Genomic DNA, 15,495 nt, shown 5'->3' with positions numbered 1-15,495 from the left:
ACTTTTATGTTCACATATTAATATTTGAATTCAAATACTAATATGAAAACACGCAGCTATTTGATTAAATCCATAGCTGTTGTTAACATTTCATCAGATGTTGTAATTGATTTTGAATTTGCTTCATATGCTTTTTGATAAACTAATAAACTAGTAAGAGAAGTACTAATATTAGCATTACTTAATTCTAAACTACTACTAATTAAAGTATTCATATCATCAGCCTTTAAAGCTATCCCAGATTCAGCGGTATTTCTATATAAATTATCACCTAAAGGATCTAACCCTTGTTCATTCTTAAATGTAGCCGTTTCAATTTTACCAACTAAAAATGAATTGTTCCCATCTTTTAAATAAATATTCCCATCATCAATAATTACACTCCCAAAAGATTCTTCAACTAAATCTAAGTTATCTAGTTTCATTTGTATTTCATTTAATACTAAAGTATCTTCATTTAAAGATATTTCACTAGTAATATCAATTAACTTCGCATCAGCAGTTTCAAGTGCATTTTTTAAAGCAGTTCTTGAACTATCAACTAATCCTTGCCCTGAACCCAAGCTTGCAACTTGTGTATTTGTAATCAGTGAGTAATTATTATTTATTGAAGCTTCAGAAATAGTAACTTCTTTTCCTGGAATTAAAGACATAATTTCTACAATTCCTGTAGTTGTATCAACAGTTGAAGTTAATCCTTTAACATTTGATAATTTATCAGAAAACTTATTTAGTGTTGTTTGAATATCCGTATCAAACTGCTGGCTTATTTTTGAGTTATTTACAAATACATTAATAGAATCATTTTCATCAACTAAATTTGTAGTTAAGTTACTATAATCAATTGTAGTTATTTGAGAAATCGATACTGTCGATTCTGAATCAGCAGATAATGAATAAGTTTCTAATTTACTATTATAATCACTCATTAAAGCATCAATATCTGATATTTTGGAATCAGCACTTTTATAACCACTACCTGAAATACCACTATCTTGTGCACTTACTAAGTAATTTGTTGCTTTTGTATTTATAGTTTTTATAAAATTATCCGCAGGAACACTTTGACTATTTTCATTTGAGATAGTTTGACTTGCTATAAATGTATTATACTCATTTGTAAATGTTGTTTCATTTTCATTTGAAGTAACTATAGAAGTTGTTTGAGGAGTCATACCTAAAACTTTTAAAGAATTAGCAGTTTGTAAAAGTCCGTCTTCACTCATTTGAAAATTTCCAGCTCTTGTATATGCTGTATCTCCTGTTTCTCTTTCTTCTACAATAAAATATCCCTTACCATCAATTGCAACATCATATGAATTTCCAGTAACTTGTAATCCGCCTTGAATTGTTCTTTTATCTATAGATTGAACAGCAGAACCATTTCCATATCCATTTTGATACATAAGATCTTCAAATCTAATATCATCAGCTTTATGGCCAACAGTACTTACATTTGTAATATTATTTGATTCAACACTTAATGCTTTATCAAAAATATTTAAACCAGAAAGTCCATTCCAAAGTCCACCAATCATTTTAAACTCTTAGAATATCTTAGTAATTTGAGAAAAAGGGATGTCAGTTAGTTCATCAGAATAAACAGCTGAGCTAAGACCAGCTAATGCATAATTATGATCTGAAACTTCAGTATTATCTGCGTCATATATAACTAATGATGAATCTTTAATAATTGGATCTCCTGGATTATTTAAAGCAACTTTATATCCAGTTTTATTTCCATTTGCATCAATAATTTCACCTGCTGTATTATAATCCAATAAAATATCATTTGAACTATCGTCAGGATCTGTTAATTTAATCTTACTTTCAAGATAAAGCATTTCTTGAGCCCTAACTAGAACTTGACCATCAACACTTTCAACAGATGTAACTGTATACGCTTTATTAATACCATTTTCACTAATGTTTCCATCCTCAATATTTTTTCCAATAATATTAGATGCATTACTTAATGCAGTTTGAGAAAAGGATTGTTGTAAAGATTGCATTGCAGTAACCATGTCTTGATTAGTATTGATTGTTGACATTTGCATTTGAGTCTGAAGCATTTGTGCTGAATCAGTTGGACTTGTTGGATCTTGTAACTTTAACTCTGTTATCATAAGTGTTAAAAAATCATCGTTCGTTAATTCATCGTTACTAATCGAGCTTGTATATGAATTACCATCCAAACCTGTACTTGAATTAACTGCTATATTATCTGTTGCCATTATAAACTCCTATGTCATATTTTCTTCGAAGAAATATCTTACAACATTATCAGAGTCCATAGTATCTTGAACTCTAACAGCAAGCTTATCTTCGATTACAATAATATCGCCAGTTCCAACTATACGTGAGTTTACATATATATCCCCACCTGAACCAGCTGCTTTATTTAAAGAAATTATATCACCATCACTTAGTTTTAGAAACTCTGCTACGCTAATATTTGAATTACCTAACATTACATCAACAACAATTTCTGTGTCAACTAATATATCATAATCTCTTTCACTAATTTCCATATCTTATACTTTTTAAATAAATTATTTATTGATATTATATCATAATTGTGGAGTATTTGTATTTAAGTAGTTAATTTTAATTAAATTACCATATCAAGTGTTTCAAGCATAGAAGCAACTTTTGCTTCTATATTACCATCAAAATTTCCTAAATCACTAGCAATTACAACACCACCAGCTGATACATTAGCATCCTGTCGAAGCTCAATAAAACTTTCTAAATTTAATTGATCTTTTAATAATTCATAATCTTTTGGATTTAAATGTATTTGAACTTTTGAAGCAGTTTTAATTTTTTCTAATAAATGAGTAATTGTCTGTTTTGCCATATTTGCAGAATTTTCACCAACTTCAACACTAATTATTTTTTGAGCAATTGAAATAGAAGTTTTTAATAACTTTGATTCCATCTGAAAAGTAGCTTGTTCAAAAAATGCTGCATAGTGTTTTAAATCTTTTATAGCTTGAACTACTTGTGCATCAATATCTTTTCCAGAGATACCATCATTTTCAATATTTGTAACTTTATCTGTAAGTAATGATAATTGAGAACTTAAATTTCTTACTTCTACTAGTAAAGGATCAACTTTACCATTTAATTCTCTGTCATCTAAAACTGGTTTTGGCGTATTATTGTTAATAAATGTACCTAACTCATATTTTTCGACATTGTTATTACTATTATTAACTACTTTTGCGTTTGAATATACGTTATCATTTGCCATTATTCATCCATGTCTCTATCAATTACGCCATCCTCTATCATTTTTTGCGCAACATCAAGCATTTTTCTTTGTGCATTTTCTATATCTTTTATTTTAACTTTATTAAGCATTTCAAATTCTTCTAAGAATCTATCTCTTGCTCTTTGTGACATTGCGCCTGTAATTTTCTCTAAATCTTCTTCAGGAGCATTTTTCATGGCAACAGCAACATCTCCAGTATCAACATTTTGTAATACTTTCATTATATATTCTGCTTCAAGATTTAATAAATCTTCAAATACAAACATATTCTCTTTTATTTTAGTTGCAAGTGAAGTATCAATACCATTTATATTTTTTAAAATATCTTGCGATTTTGGACCTAATTTATTTAACATATCAGCAACAACTTTTACACCACCAACATCAACAATAGAAGAAAGCAGTGATTCAAGTTTTTTCTCTAAAATAACAGAGATTGTTCTTACAACATCTGGAGAAACATCTTTAATAGTTGCCATTTGCATTGTAACTTTAACTCTAGTTTCCTCTTCTAATTGCATTAAAACATCTGCAGATTTTGAAGAATCCATATGTGATAAGATTACAGCAATAGTATGAGGAGATTCTTCTTTAATAAAATCTGATAACTGCTTAGGATTTATTGCATCTAAATATGTAAAAGACTGTGAAGCTAATTTCATTCTTGAAAGTTTTGCTAAAACTTCATCTGCTTCACCTTTTCCTAAAGACTTATATAAAATATCTCTTGCAAAATCATATCCACCTGAACTAATAAAACTTTTTGATCTCGTGTATAAATGAAACTCTTCTAAAATTGCTAAGGATACATCCTTATTAATAGAAGATATTTGAGTAATAGCAGTAGAGATTTCTTCTACTAATTCCTTTGGTAGGTGTTGGAAAATCTTAACAGTAGATTCTTCACCAATTAAAACAAAGAATCTGGCTACTTTATCCATCATAGACATACCTTTTAGTACATCATTATTTTCAGACATTATCTATTTTCCTTGCTTAAAATTTTTATTACCTTCGGAAAGAAGTAATTCAATCATTCTAGCAATTTCTTCTGGGTAACTATTAATCTCTTTATCTAATTCTTCAATAAACACTTCATATTTTGCTGCAGATTCTTCATCTAAGCCATCAATATTATTTATAATTTGACTTTTGATTTTTGATTTTAACCTTCCTTGTGCAGAATCAAGATCAAATTCATTTTCATAATTTGTTAAATTACTATCTTCTATATCTATATTGTTATTTTCAGTAGCAATATTCTTATCACCTAAAATTACAACTTCATGATTTACTATAAATTTTTTATAAAAAACAAATAGTAATATTGCAGCAATTAAATATTGGAAGTATTCACTAAACTCTTTTAATATTGATTTTATCATAGTTAGAGTATCAACAGGACTAGAATTATCTACAGATATTACATTTCCATTCTCATCTACTTGTTGCTTTACTTCATCAAGAGCTTTTACTCCAATAAACTTAAAATCTTTTACAGTAATTTTATCCCCACGTTTTTGGTCATATCCAATTGTATCTTGGACAATTGATGCAATTGAAGATAAAAATTCTTCTTTATTTTCTATATCTATTAATACACTTGAATCAAAAGTAACAGCTGCATTTATTCTATTTATTTTTGAATAATTATTATCTTGTTGTTTTATAATCTTTTTTGAGATTTCATAGTTAGTTACTGTATTAGTACCTTCACTAGAAGAATTTGAACTCCCAGTACCATTTGTACCACCTGGTTCTTGAATATTATTATCAACTCCAGCAACTCCACCTGTATTTGCTGTCGTTCCTTGAGAGTTAGCTGTATTTTCAATTACTTGTTGCGCTCGTATTGTTCCTTCAGGATCATATATTTCTTCTTCAATATTCTTTTTTATAAAATCTAAGTCAACATTAACTCGAGCTACAACTCTTCCTAATCCAACAAAAGGTTCTAATAGTGCTACTATTTTTTTCTCATAATCATTCTCGATTTTATCTTTATATTTATTCTGATTTAAAGATTTAATATTATCCATATCATCAGAAGATTGTTGGAGTAAAGATCCATCTTGATCTATTAATTTTATATTTTCTTGTTTTAAATCAGTAACAGCAGAGCCTATGAAGTTTTTAATACCATCAATTTGTTTTTGTGTTAAAAAAACACCTGGTTTTAAGGATAATACAGCAGAAGCAGTAGTATCAGATTTTCTTTCAGTAAAAATAGAATCTTTTGGTATTGCAATTTTTACACTTGCTCTTAAAATACCAGATAAAGACTCTAAAGACCTTGATAACTCACCTTCTAAAGCTCTTAAATATTTAACTTTATTTTCAAAATTTGTAGTACCTAAAGAAGATTTCTCAAATATCTCCCATCCAACATGTTGGCTTGTAGAAGCTTCACTAGTTACAAGTTTTATTTTTGCTATATTGATAAACTCTTTTGAAGTTTTTAAAGTAAGATTATTTCCACTTCCAATTACTGAAAATTGTATTCCTGAAGCTTCAAGCTCATCACTTGCTAACATAACTTGAGATTTAGTTAAATTTGAAGCAATTGTATAATTTAATTTTTTGTCTTCGGCTTTTATATTTGAATAGACTAATAATCCAATTAAAAGAACGAATAACAAAGAAAATCCTCCAATTATTACAGCTCTTTGCGCAGAATTCAAATTATTTACAAATTTTACAAGTTGATCCATATATTACTTATCCTGTTTAATTTTTAGCAGATGATTCAATTACTGATCTAAATAATGTAGAATCTTTTTTTATAGCTGCTTGAACAGCATCAAATAAAACTTTGTTTTTTGACATTTCACTCATTTGAGTATCTAAATTTACATTGTTACCATCATTTTGTTCCTGTAAACCTTTCACTTGAATTAATGATGGTCCTAAAATATTATTGTTACTTTGTACATTTGAAAAATGATTACCTTGTGTTTGCGATAATTTTAGAATTGGTGCATCTTGTGCATTCTTTAATTCATTTTCAAATGTTAAATCTTTTGTTTTATAATTTGGTGTGTTTATATTTGCTATATTACTTGAAATTACTTTTTGTCTTTCAGCTCTAAAGTTAAAATTATCAAAAAGTGTACTTGTTATACTACTTGCATCCATTAGTTAGTATTACTCCCTACTTTTTCAATAACTTTTCCATTTAATTCATCAATAGTTTTTATTGCTTTTTGAGATTGATCAAACCTTCTATGGGCATCTATTAATTCAACCATTGCTGTAACTGAATTTACATTTGATTTTTCTATTGCACCTTCTACGATTAAACCATCATTATTATCATAAATAGCAAACTCATTGTCATCTTTTAATTTAAAACTATTATTTCCAACTTTTTCTAAATTTGAAAAAGGTACTTGTGTAATTCCAAGCTGCTCTCTTACATTACCATTAACTTCAATAGGACCATTATCAGCATTTAAGATAGTATTCCCATTTGAATCTACTAAGAAACCATCTGAGTTTTTAAATGCTCCATCTCTTGTATAAACAATATCTCCGTTTTGGTCTTGAAATTTAAAAAAAGTATCAGGTTGTTCTAAAGCAAAATCTAGTTTATTGCCAGTACTTGCAATTGCTCCAACTTCACCATCTATATACATAGCATCAATTTTAGGTATATTATTTGTAACTGTATTTATTTTTGTTGGAGTAAAGCCTTCATCTTGCGCTCTTTGTAAATAATGATTAAAAGTAGTTTCCGTTAGACCATCTTGTTTAAAACCATGAGTATTATTATTTGCTAAATTATTACTAATTTGATCTAAACGATTAATTTGATTAACCATTGATGCAGCTAATGGATATGTACCTTGATTCATTATTTACCTTTTATTTTGAAAATTCATCTATAAGTTTATCTAAATCTTCGCCAATTAAATCATGGTTTCTATCCCCATGAATATGTTTAGCAACTGCAATTTCTTGACTTGTTCCATCATCTTCAAATAAATTATTTAAATAAAGAGATAATTTTCTAATAACCGACATAACTCTTTCTATCTTTTGTCTATTAATATCATTAAATTGCATTAATTCCATTGCTTCAAAAATTTTCATATCTTCTGCATTTACTATATCTGAAATCTCTTTTATATTATTAGATATTCTCTCCGCTTCTTTTTTCTGAGCATTAAATATTTCAATATTTGGGAATTTAGTACTTAATGAAGTTAATAATTCTAAGTCTGAAGCTAAAAATTTATCAAAATCAGCTAGTTTAGATCTTACATCATTATTATTATCTAAAGTTAAACTTAAAACATCAAAAATTTGAGATACTTTTTCTTCAGAATCATTTGCTACTTGACTTAATTGATTTACCACTTTTGTATCATTATCTGCAGGAAAAGGGAACATTCCTTCATTTATTTTTGTATCTGCCCAGTCTTTACCTATTTCTTCTTTATCATCTTGATTTTTGTCTAAAGTTTTTGCAGTAGTAGATTCAACAATACCTTCTTCATCTGCGGAAACATCATCAAAATTTTGTGATGTCAAATCACTAGTAGCTAAAGGTTCAACATTAGCACTAGTAAGGTCATCAAATAAATCATCCTCAGGTTTTTCTTCTTTACTTTCAACTAATTCTAAATCTTTAAGTAAGGCATCAATATCATCATTATCCATTGTTCCTGAGTTACTATTAGTATTATTTACAATTTCATTAGTTGAAGTTTCAGTTAATTCAGATACTTCTTGCGTTTCTTTTGTACTTGTTTTTTCATTTTGAGAAATCAATTCTTCAATTTCATCAGTATTTACAACAGGTGCATCTTCTAAGACTATTGGTGTTTCTTCTTCAACAATAGAATCTTCATCATCAACTATTTCTAAACCGTTCATTAAAGCTTCGATTTCTTCTTGACTCATACTCATACTAAAACCTTATATTATTTTTTTAATACTCCATCAAGCTTTTCTTTTAAAATTTCTGCATTAAAAGGCTTAACAATATAGTTATTAACACCAGCTTTTAAAGCTGTGATAACTTCTCCTTTACCACCCTCAGTAGTAATCATAATAATTGGTGTTTTCATGTGAGACCCCTCACCTCTAGTCTTTTTAACTAGTTCTAAACCATTCATATTAGGCATATTCCAATCTGTTAAGATTACATCATATTGAGATTCACCAAGAAGTTTCCAAGCTTTTACACCATCTTCAGCTTCATCAAAATCTTCTTTTTTAAAACCTAATTGTTGAACTACATTCCCAATAATTCTTCTCATTGTAGAACTGTCATCAACTATAAGAATTTTCATTACTTAACCCTTTATTATTTATTATAATTTTAATATATCACTTATTATATATGATTTGTTTTAAATTTTCACTTAATATGTAAAAAATAATTTTTAAGATTTATCTAATTTTAATTCATCTTAAAATATAATGATAAAATATATAAAACTCTAAAGGAAAAACTATGATTAGAGGACTTTACACAGCAGCTACAGGAATGAATGCAATGCAACATCAGATTGATGTTACATCAAATAATATTGCAAATGTAAATACTAGTGGTTTTAAACAAGATAGAGCTGAATTTCAAGACCTAATGTATGAAACGTTAAACTATACAGCAGGACAAACATCACAAACAACAAGAAATCCTACTGGAATTGATACAGGGCTTGGTGTTAGAATCTCAGGAATACAAAAAAATTTTTCTGAAGGTGATTTGAAATTAACATCAAATACTTTGGATTTAGCAATTGAGGGAAATGGTTTCTTTCAAATTACACTACCTAGTGGAGAAACAGCATATTCAAGAAATGGTGCTTTTAAATTAAATTCAGAAGGTACTATTGTGAATGGTAATGGATATGAATTAGAACCACAAATAGTAGTTCCTGATAATGTTACTGATGTTACTATTGGAACGGATGGAATAGTAAGTGCTACAGATCCTTCAACTGGTGTATCACAAGAGTTAGGTCAAATTGAACTTGCTGATTTTATAAATCCAGCAGGTCTTATTCCTCTAGGAGAATCTTTATACATGGAAAGTGATGCATCAGGAGCAGTACAAGTAGAAAATCCAACTACAGATCAGTTTGGAGGGATTAGACAAGGAATGATTGAACTTTCAAATGTAAAGCTTGTAAATGAAATGGTTGATTTAATTACAGCACAAAGAGCGTATGAAGCTAATTCTAAGGCAATAACTACAACTGATAGTATGCTAGATACAGTAAATAGATTAAAAAGTTAGGTAAATAGATAATAGATGAATTTAGAAGAGTTAAAAAAACTTCGAGAAAAAAACTTCTTAAAACATAAAAAAAAGAAGAAAGAATATTATTTAAAGAAGAAATTTACAAATAAAAGTAAATCTAAAATTAAAGAAATTGATTATTCAAAAGAATTTAATAGTGAAAACTTTAAGAGTAAAATTAAAGAAATAGCAAAGGCTCAAAAAGCTCATGTTGATGATAGAAAAGAGTTAATTGTTGCAAAAATAAATGAATACAAAAATAGAAAAAAAGAGTATTATGCTGAAAATAAAGAGAAAAGATTAGAATATGATAAAGAATATAGAGAAAAGAAGAAAGAAGAATTAAGACAGTATCGAAGAGATTATTATCAAAAAAATAAAGAAAAAATATTAGCTAAACAAAAAGAAAAAAGAAAATCCTAAAAAAAGAGTACATGATGCAAGATGACACTATTGAAGAAATAAAAGAAGAAACTCTTAATATAGAAGAGGAAACTAATAATTCTGTTAAAATAGATGAGTCTAATGATAAAGCTCAAAAAATACATGATCATAATCAATCGGAAGATAAAGAAATAAAAAAACAAAAAAAAGTTCCATTTTTAAATAAAATATTATTTGGCTTAGTAGGATTTTTATTATTAGTTTTAATAGTGGGAGCTATACTATTTTTTATGGGTTTTTTTGAAGAAAAAGAAGAACCAAAGAATACAAAAATAATAGAACAACAAAACCCCATAATAAAAGAAAATAGTTTTAATATAAGTGATATCAACTCAAAGAAGTTGAATAAACAGCTCTTATTGCTTACAAATAAAAATATAATTGCAGAAGAAGAAAATAATAGAAGAGAAAAACTAGAAGAAGAGAAAAAAATAAAACTAGAAGAAGAAAAGAAAAAGAAAGAAGCTTTAGTTTTGGAAGAAGAAAAAATATCTAAAGAGAAAGAAGAATTAGAAAATAAGAAAATTGCATTAGAAAAACAAAAAAAAGAACTAGAATTACTGAAGAATGAAGCTATTGTATTAAGAAATGAAATGATAGATAGTAAAAATTTACTAGAAATGCAAAAAGAAGAGTTAATAAAGAAAGAAGTAATAGAAAAAGAAATAGTTCTTCAAGAAGATCAAAAAAACACTAAAGAACTAGAAGTAATTGTAAAAGAAGAAAATAAATTTATTCCTTTAATTAATGTTGCAAAAATAAAAGGTGAACTATATAAATCTTATTTAGATAGAATTACTGCTATTAGTAGCAATATAAAGCTTTGTAGAGATGAGTTAAATAGAATAGAGATATATTATGGACCATTTGAAGACAATACACTTAGAAATGAATTATATAAGAAATTACAAGAAAAAGGTATAGTTAATTCGTATAAAGTTGAATTAACGAAAGAAGAATTTGATAAAAGATGTAATTATTAAAAGAAGACTTTTAAGAGTTTTCTAAAATAGAATAAGCATCTTTAACTTTTATCTCTTTATCTTGTATATTTACACTTGTAATATATGTATCAAAGATATGTGGTAATAAAAAAGTTTCAGGAAGATTTTTAGTAACTAAAGATTCATCAGTCTGAATTTCAAGATAATCACTAATTGGATACCTATGTATATCTTTTACTAAACCTAGTTTTAAATCATTTTCAAACACTGTACATCCAATTAAATCAAACCAAAAGAATTCATTCTCTTTTAAATTACAACTTTCTCTTGTTTGTTCAGGTGATGCAAAAAGTTCTTGATTTATAAGTTTTTTTGCAAGATCAATATTTTCATAGTTTTCAAATAAAACTATATCTCGACCTGCATTGTATTCAACAACTTTTAAAGTAACTTTTCGGTTACTTATAAAAATTGCATTTTTTTTAAATTGTTCAGGAAAATCTGAGTCTATATGAAGCTTTAAATGCCCCTTTAATCCTACAGTTTTTCCTAATTTAGCTACGTATATATTATTGTTCATATTCCCAGACTACTTTGCAATAACTTGAATTTTATATGATACACCATCTTTTGCTTTACAACCATTTGCCATAGTTTTTAAAGCATTAATCATGTTACCATTTTTCCCAATAAGTTTACCAATATCTGAACTATTTGCCTCAACTGTAATCTCAGCAAAAGTTTCATCAATTAACTTTTGACTTACAGTTACATCTTCAGGCACACTAACAATCAGTTTTGCATAGTTTTCAATAAAATCAGTAATCATAGCTATTAATCAACTAATTATTTAGCTGCTAATTTTGCAACTTTTTCAGAAGGTTTAGCACCAACACTTAACCAGTAATCATATCTTTCTTGGTCAATTTTTAATACTTTTGGCTCTGCAACTGGGTTAAAGTAACCAATTGATTCAATCCATCCTGAATCTCTTCTTTTTCTTGAGTCTGTTACAACGATTCTGTAAAATGGTTTTTTGTTTCTTCCCATTCTTGTTAATCTAATTACTGTCATGTTTTTTTCCTTTTTTTTTATACTTTTATTATAGTATTGAAATCTAAACTCCAAGTGAGTTCACAGCTCAACACTATTTATAATTTACTACCTTGGTAACTTAGGCATTCCACCAGGCCCCATTTGAGACATCATATTTTGTAAGCCTTTCATTCCACCTTTTGATGATAATTTCTTAGCCATTTTTGAAGCATTCTTAAATTGTTTTAAAATTTTATTTATTTGTACTTCAGAAAGTCCAGAACCTTTTGCAATTCTTTTCTTTCTACTTGGATTCATTAAAGAAGGTTCAATTCTTTCTTTTTCAGTCATAGAACCTATTAAGGCTTTAATTCTTTTTATTTCATCAGAGTTTTCAAAGTCCATATCTTTTAAAGGTCCCGCCATTTGTGAAAGACCTGGAATCATTCCAATAATTGATTTCATAGAACCTAATTTACTCATCATTGCAAGTTGGTCTAAAAAGTCATTAAAGTTGAATTCACCTTTTTTGATTTTTCTACTTACTTCTTTGGCTTTCTTTTCATCAATTACTGCAGATGTTTTTTCAGCTAAACCTTCAATATCTCCAAGTCCAAGTAATCTTGAAACTATTCTATCTGGAATAAATACTTCAAGGTCAGGCATTTTTTCACCAGTACCTATAAATCTTAATGGAACACCAACTTGAGAAGCAATAGATAAAGCAACCCCACCTTTAGTATCACCATCATATTTAGAAAGAATTACACCATCAATTCCAATTTGCTCTTTAAATGAAGATGCTGTTTTTGTAGCATCATGTCCTGTTAATGAATCTGCAACATAAAAGATTTCATCTGGATTAACTGCATCTCTTACATCTTTTAATTGAGTCATTAATTCTTCATCAATTGCAAGACGACCTGCCGTATCAATTAATAAAACATCGTAATGTTCTTTTGTAGCTTTCTCTTTTGCTCCAAGAGCAATTTTAATAGGATCTTTTTCATTATCATCAAAATACACATCAACTTCAATTTGTGTTGCAATTTGTTTTAACTGCTCTACAGCTGCAAGTCTTTGTAAATCACCAGCTGCAACTAAAACTTTTTTCTTTCTTTGTTTTAAATAAGTAGCTAATTTACCTGTAGTTGTCGTTTTTCCAGAACCTTGAAGTCCTGTCATTAAAATCGTAGTAGGAGGAGTGTTTGAGTAAACGAAACCTTGGTTTCCTTGAGTTGTTAATACTTTAACTAATTCACTTTTTAATGCATTAATAAATGAATCTTGTCCAATACCAACTCTTTTAGTTTCAAGCTCAATTGCTGTTACTAATTCTTTTGTTGTTTTATGATGTACATCAGCTTTTAATAAAGATTTCTTTAATTCTAATGTTGCCTTTTTTAATGAAGCTACATCATCTTTATGTCTTATTTTATTAACAGCATTTTTTATTGAACCGGTTATTGAATCAAACAAAGCTCAACTCCTAGATTTTTTTAAATTTTGTGGATTATACGTTTTTTATACTTCAAGATAGATTAAATATGTAATTTTTAAGATTAGTTTTAGTTTTTATATATTTATATATATACCAAAATCCCTTTAAATAGGACTTTTGATATTTTGATCTTATGTTTATTCACTTAATTTTTAATTAAACTCGTATACTTTAAATTCTCTTGGTTCTTTAGACTCAAATACATAATCAAAGATTTTTGTAACTTTTGAATGTAATAATACTCTTGTAACATTTGTTGCAGTTCTTCCATAAACCCCATCACCAATTATTGGTAAACCAACTGAGTTTAAATGAACTCTAATTTGATGAGTACGCCCAGATTCAATCACAACTTTTATTTTTGATTTGTTACCTTCAACTAACATTGGATAAACAGTTGATTTTGCTGGTTTACCTTTTTTAACATCAATTTTTGATTTGGCCATTCCTCTATCTTTTGTAGTAAGAATTGGCTTATCAATAACAATTTCTTCAATAACCTTACCTTCAACAATAGCAACATACTCTTTATAAACTTTATTATGTTTAAATTCTTTTATTGCTCTATTTTGGAATAATTCATTTTTTGCAAACATCATTACACCACTTGTTTCTTTATCAAGTCTATTAAGTAAAATTGCATCAGGATATTTTTTAGCAACTTCATCAGCTGTTAAAAAGGCAGGTTTATCTACTACTAAAATATCATTATCTTGAAAAATTACTTTTATTGGAGCAATATCTTTTACAATGAAATGTGTATCACCACTAATCTCACCACGTGCAATCATTACTTTTTTTCCACCAACTCTTACCAAGCCTTTATCTATTAACTCTTTTGCTTTAGAATTTGAAATTCCTTCTTGAATTGCTAATAGTTTGTATGCTTTATCTCTTGCAGGCATTTATTTCCTTTATTATTGGATCTATTGAACCAGTTTTTGTTAAAACTGCTTTTCTTAGATTCTTTATATTATTTAAATATTTATTTAATTCATCATTATCAACTAAATAAAAATATTTTACACATTCAAAAAGTGGTTTTTGATTAAATATATTTTTACCACTAATTAACTTGCATTTGAAAAATGCAGGTTCAATTGGATTATGTCCTCCAACTTTTTCAAATGCACCACCTAAAATTACTACATCTGATATAGCAAAGATATCATTTAAAATACCCATTTTATCTACTAATATTATATCAGATTTAAAATCTTCTTGTATTGAATACCTATGATAAGTTAAAGACTTACCTTTTATATACTCTTTGATTAATAAATCAACATTCTCAAACCTTTCAGGATGACGGGGAACTATTACTAATTGTCCTTGTTTTTTATCATATGCTTCAAGTATTAACTTTTCTTCATTTTCATGAGTACTCGCTGCTGTTATTAAAGGCTTAGTACCTTTTGTAAATATATTATTTATTTTTGGCTCTTGAGCTAATTTAATATTACCTATTACTTCAACATTTGAAGCACCAAGTTGTTCTAATCTTTTTTTATCTATATCACTTTGTGCAAAAACTTTATCAATATTCTTAAAAATTCTTTTATAAAAGAAAGAAAATCTTTTATAAGAATTATATGATTTATCAGAAATTCTTGCATTTATTAAAAAAGTTTTTGCACCTTTTTTCTTAGCAAAAAGAAATAACATAAACCATAGTTCAGCTTCCATAACTACTAAAACCTTTTGTCTACTTATCCAAAATGGTAAAAATATTTCAAAAGGTAAATAACGTACATTTGAAGTAATTTTTAAAGCTTCTTCAAAACCTGTATTAGTAATTACCGAAACATTGGCCTCATCTTTATAGTAATCAATCAAAGGTTTAATAGCTTTTGTTTCACCCATTGAACACGAGTGAAACCAAATACCATCTTGTTTGAATCTAGGATTATTACGAAGAAAAAATTTTGAGGGGATTGCTTGTTTATATTTAGGGTTTTTAGATTTAAAAATTAAATATGGAATAGCTAGTATATAAATTACAAACAATAGTAAGTAATAAAATATACTAAAAAGGCTCAAG

Annotated in this window: 19 protein-coding genes; 3 read left to right on the top strand and 16 right to left on the bottom strand. The window is 27.5% G+C overall.

The features are described from left to right. Positions 1-56: 56 nt before the first annotated feature. The 10 genes from KO488_RS12120 to KO488_RS12075 all read right to left on the bottom strand — a co-directional run bounded on the left by KO488_RS12120 (position 57) and on the right by KO488_RS12075 (position 8,574). Entirely contained in the window at positions 57-1,538 is a 1,482-nt protein-coding gene (locus KO488_RS12120; protein WP_216059076.1) for a flagellar hook-basal body complex protein, read from the bottom strand. 9 nt (positions 1,539-1,547) lie between these two features. Further along, positions 1,548-2,234, bottom strand: coding sequence for a flagellar hook assembly protein FlgD (locus KO488_RS12115; RefSeq protein WP_216059075.1), 687 nt, complete (start codon positions 2,232-2,234; stop codon positions 1,548-1,550). Positions 2,235-2,243: 9 nt separating this feature from the next. Beyond that, positions 2,244-2,531 (bottom strand): FliM/FliN family flagellar motor switch protein, encoded by a 288-nt coding sequence (locus tag KO488_RS12110; RefSeq protein ID WP_216059074.1) that lies wholly within the window; start codon positions 2,529-2,531, stop codon positions 2,244-2,246. An 80-nt stretch (positions 2,532-2,611) separates the two neighbouring features. After that, entirely contained in the window at positions 2,612-3,256 is a 645-nt protein-coding gene (locus KO488_RS12105) for a FliH/SctL family protein (RefSeq protein ID WP_216059073.1), read from the bottom strand. Continuing rightward, positions 3,256-4,257, bottom strand: coding sequence for a flagellar motor switch protein FliG (gene fliG, locus KO488_RS12100; RefSeq protein WP_216059072.1), 1,002 nt, complete (start codon positions 4,255-4,257; stop codon positions 3,256-3,258). Before fliG ends, KO488_RS12105 begins: the two co-directional genes overlap by 1 nt. 3 nt (positions 4,258-4,260) lie before the next feature. Beyond that, a complete protein-coding gene (gene fliF, locus KO488_RS12095) occupies positions 4,261-5,988 on the bottom strand; it encodes a flagellar basal-body MS-ring/collar protein FliF (RefSeq protein WP_216059071.1) in 1,728 nt (575 codons plus the stop codon). A gap of 16 nt (positions 5,989-6,004) precedes the next feature. After that, positions 6,005-6,412: a flagellar basal body rod protein FlgB gene (gene flgB / locus KO488_RS12090; RefSeq protein WP_216059070.1), complete on the bottom strand. Its 408-nt coding sequence runs from the start codon at positions 6,410-6,412 to the stop codon at positions 6,005-6,007. Next, positions 6,412-7,131, bottom strand: coding sequence for a flagellar hook-basal body protein (locus KO488_RS12085; protein WP_216059069.1), 720 nt, complete (start codon positions 7,129-7,131; stop codon positions 6,412-6,414). Before KO488_RS12085 ends, flgB begins: the two co-directional genes overlap by 1 nt. A 10-nt stretch (positions 7,132-7,141) precedes the next feature. Beyond that, on the bottom strand, positions 7,142-8,188 hold the full coding sequence (locus tag KO488_RS12080) for a hypothetical protein (RefSeq protein WP_216059068.1): 1,047 nt from the start codon (positions 8,186-8,188) through the stop codon (positions 7,142-7,144). A gap of 14 nt (positions 8,189-8,202) precedes the next feature. Continuing rightward, complete coding sequence (locus KO488_RS12075) at positions 8,203-8,574, bottom strand: response regulator (protein WP_216059067.1); 372 nt, start codon at positions 8,572-8,574, stop codon at positions 8,203-8,205. 164 nt (positions 8,575-8,738) lie between these two features. Between KO488_RS12075 and flgG the strand changes: the two genes are divergently transcribed. Genes flgG through KO488_RS12060 form a run of 3 tightly spaced genes read left to right on the top strand, consistent with a single transcriptional unit; the run spans position 8,739 to position 10,957 of the window. After that, positions 8,739-9,527 carry a flagellar basal-body rod protein FlgG gene (flgG, locus tag KO488_RS12070; protein WP_216059066.1) on the top strand — a complete coding sequence of 263 codons (789 nt, stop codon included), beginning with the start codon at positions 8,739-8,741 and terminating at the stop codon, positions 9,525-9,527. A 15-nt stretch (positions 9,528-9,542) separates the two neighbouring features. Further along, complete coding sequence (locus tag KO488_RS12065) at positions 9,543-9,953, top strand: hypothetical protein (RefSeq protein ID WP_216059065.1); 411 nt, start codon at positions 9,543-9,545, stop codon at positions 9,951-9,953. A 14-nt stretch (positions 9,954-9,967) separates the two neighbouring features. After that, positions 9,968-10,957: a hypothetical protein gene (locus KO488_RS12060; protein WP_216059064.1), complete on the top strand. Its 990-nt coding sequence runs from the start codon at positions 9,968-9,970 to the stop codon at positions 10,955-10,957. 10 nt (positions 10,958-10,967) lie between these two features. Here KO488_RS12060 and rimM read toward each other — a convergent pair whose 3' ends face one another. The 6 genes from rimM to waaA form a co-directional block, all read right to left on the bottom strand. Continuing rightward, the gene (gene rimM / locus KO488_RS12055) at positions 10,968-11,498 is read right to left on the bottom strand and encodes a ribosome maturation factor RimM (RefSeq protein WP_216059063.1); all 531 of its coding nucleotides are present in this window, start codon (positions 11,496-11,498) and stop codon (positions 10,968-10,970) included. A gap of 9 nt (positions 11,499-11,507) precedes the next feature. Beyond that, a complete protein-coding gene (locus KO488_RS12050) occupies positions 11,508-11,747 on the bottom strand; it encodes a KH domain-containing protein (protein ID WP_216059062.1) in 240 nt (79 codons plus the stop codon). Between the two features lie 17 nt (positions 11,748-11,764). After that, positions 11,765-11,992, bottom strand: a complete 228-nt coding sequence (rpsP, locus tag KO488_RS12045) for a 30S ribosomal protein S16 (RefSeq protein ID WP_076088164.1) — start codon at positions 11,990-11,992, stop codon at positions 11,765-11,767. Between the two features lie 87 nt (positions 11,993-12,079). Continuing rightward, positions 12,080-13,432 (bottom strand): signal recognition particle protein, encoded by a 1,353-nt coding sequence (gene ffh / locus KO488_RS12040; RefSeq protein ID WP_216059061.1) that lies wholly within the window; start codon positions 13,430-13,432, stop codon positions 12,080-12,082. A 174-nt stretch (positions 13,433-13,606) separates the two neighbouring features. After that, positions 13,607-14,359 (bottom strand): pseudouridine synthase family protein, encoded by a 753-nt coding sequence (locus KO488_RS12035; protein WP_216059060.1) that lies wholly within the window; start codon positions 14,357-14,359, stop codon positions 13,607-13,609. After that, positions 14,343-15,494, bottom strand: a complete 1,152-nt coding sequence (gene waaA / locus KO488_RS12030) for a lipid IV(A) 3-deoxy-D-manno-octulosonic acid transferase (RefSeq protein ID WP_216059059.1) — start codon at positions 15,492-15,494, stop codon at positions 14,343-14,345. The genes KO488_RS12035 and waaA overlap by 17 nt, the downstream gene beginning before the upstream one ends. Position 15,495: the final 1 nt, after the last annotated feature.

The sequence above is a fragment of the Poseidonibacter lekithochrous genome, from assembly GCF_018861145.1.
GTDB classification, from domain to species: Bacteria; Campylobacterota; Campylobacteria; order Campylobacterales; family Arcobacteraceae; genus Poseidonibacter; species Poseidonibacter lekithochrous_A.
Note: the sequence above shows the minus strand (reverse complement) of the source record. Positions and strands in the feature narration are given on the sequence as shown.

Bases quoted from the DNA above. Each gene is read 5' to 3' on its own strand.
- KO488_RS12035 (WP_216059060.1), bottom strand. From the start codon at position 14,359: ATGCCTGCAAGAGATAAAGCATACAAACTATTAGCAATTCAAGAAGGA.
- rimM (WP_216059063.1), bottom strand. From the start codon at position 11,498: ATGAACAATAATATATACGTAGCTAAATTAGGAAAAACTGTAGGATTA.
- KO488_RS12120 (WP_216059076.1), bottom strand. From the start codon at position 1,538: ATGATTGGTGGACTTTGGAATGGACTTTCTGGTTTAAATATTTTTGAT.
- fliG (WP_216059072.1), bottom strand. From the start codon at position 4,257: ATGTCTGAAAATAATGATGTACTAAAAGGTATGTCTATGATGGATAAA.
- KO488_RS12080 (WP_216059068.1), bottom strand. From the start codon at position 8,188: ATGAGTATGAGTCAAGAAGAAATCGAAGCTTTAATGAACGGTTTAGAA.
- KO488_RS12060 (WP_216059064.1), top strand. From the start codon at position 9,968: ATGCAAGATGACACTATTGAAGAAATAAAAGAAGAAACTCTTAATATA.
- KO488_RS12115 (WP_216059075.1), bottom strand. From the start codon at position 2,234: ATGGCAACAGATAATATAGCAGTTAATTCAAGTACAGGTTTGGATGGT.
- fliF (WP_216059071.1), bottom strand. From the start codon at position 5,988: ATGGATCAACTTGTAAAATTTGTAAATAATTTGAATTCTGCGCAAAGA.
- KO488_RS12065 (WP_216059065.1), top strand. From the start codon at position 9,543: ATGAATTTAGAAGAGTTAAAAAAACTTCGAGAAAAAAACTTCTTAAAA.
- rpsP (WP_076088164.1), bottom strand. From the start codon at position 11,992: ATGACAGTAATTAGATTAACAAGAATGGGAAGAAACAAAAAACCATTT.
- KO488_RS12050 (WP_216059062.1), bottom strand. From the start codon at position 11,747: ATGATTACTGATTTTATTGAAAACTATGCAAAACTGATTGTTAGTGTG.
- flgB (WP_216059070.1), bottom strand. From the start codon at position 6,412: ATGGATGCAAGTAGTATAACAAGTACACTTTTTGATAATTTTAACTTT.
- KO488_RS12075 (WP_216059067.1), bottom strand. From the start codon at position 8,574: ATGAAAATTCTTATAGTTGATGACAGTTCTACAATGAGAAGAATTATT.
- KO488_RS12110 (WP_216059074.1), bottom strand. From the start codon at position 2,531: ATGGAAATTAGTGAAAGAGATTATGATATATTAGTTGACACAGAAATT.
- KO488_RS12105 (WP_216059073.1), bottom strand. From the start codon at position 3,256: ATGGCAAATGATAACGTATATTCAAACGCAAAAGTAGTTAATAATAGT.
- flgG (WP_216059066.1), top strand. From the start codon at position 8,739: ATGATTAGAGGACTTTACACAGCAGCTACAGGAATGAATGCAATGCAA.
- KO488_RS12085 (WP_216059069.1), bottom strand. From the start codon at position 7,131: ATGAATCAAGGTACATATCCATTAGCTGCATCAATGGTTAATCAAATT.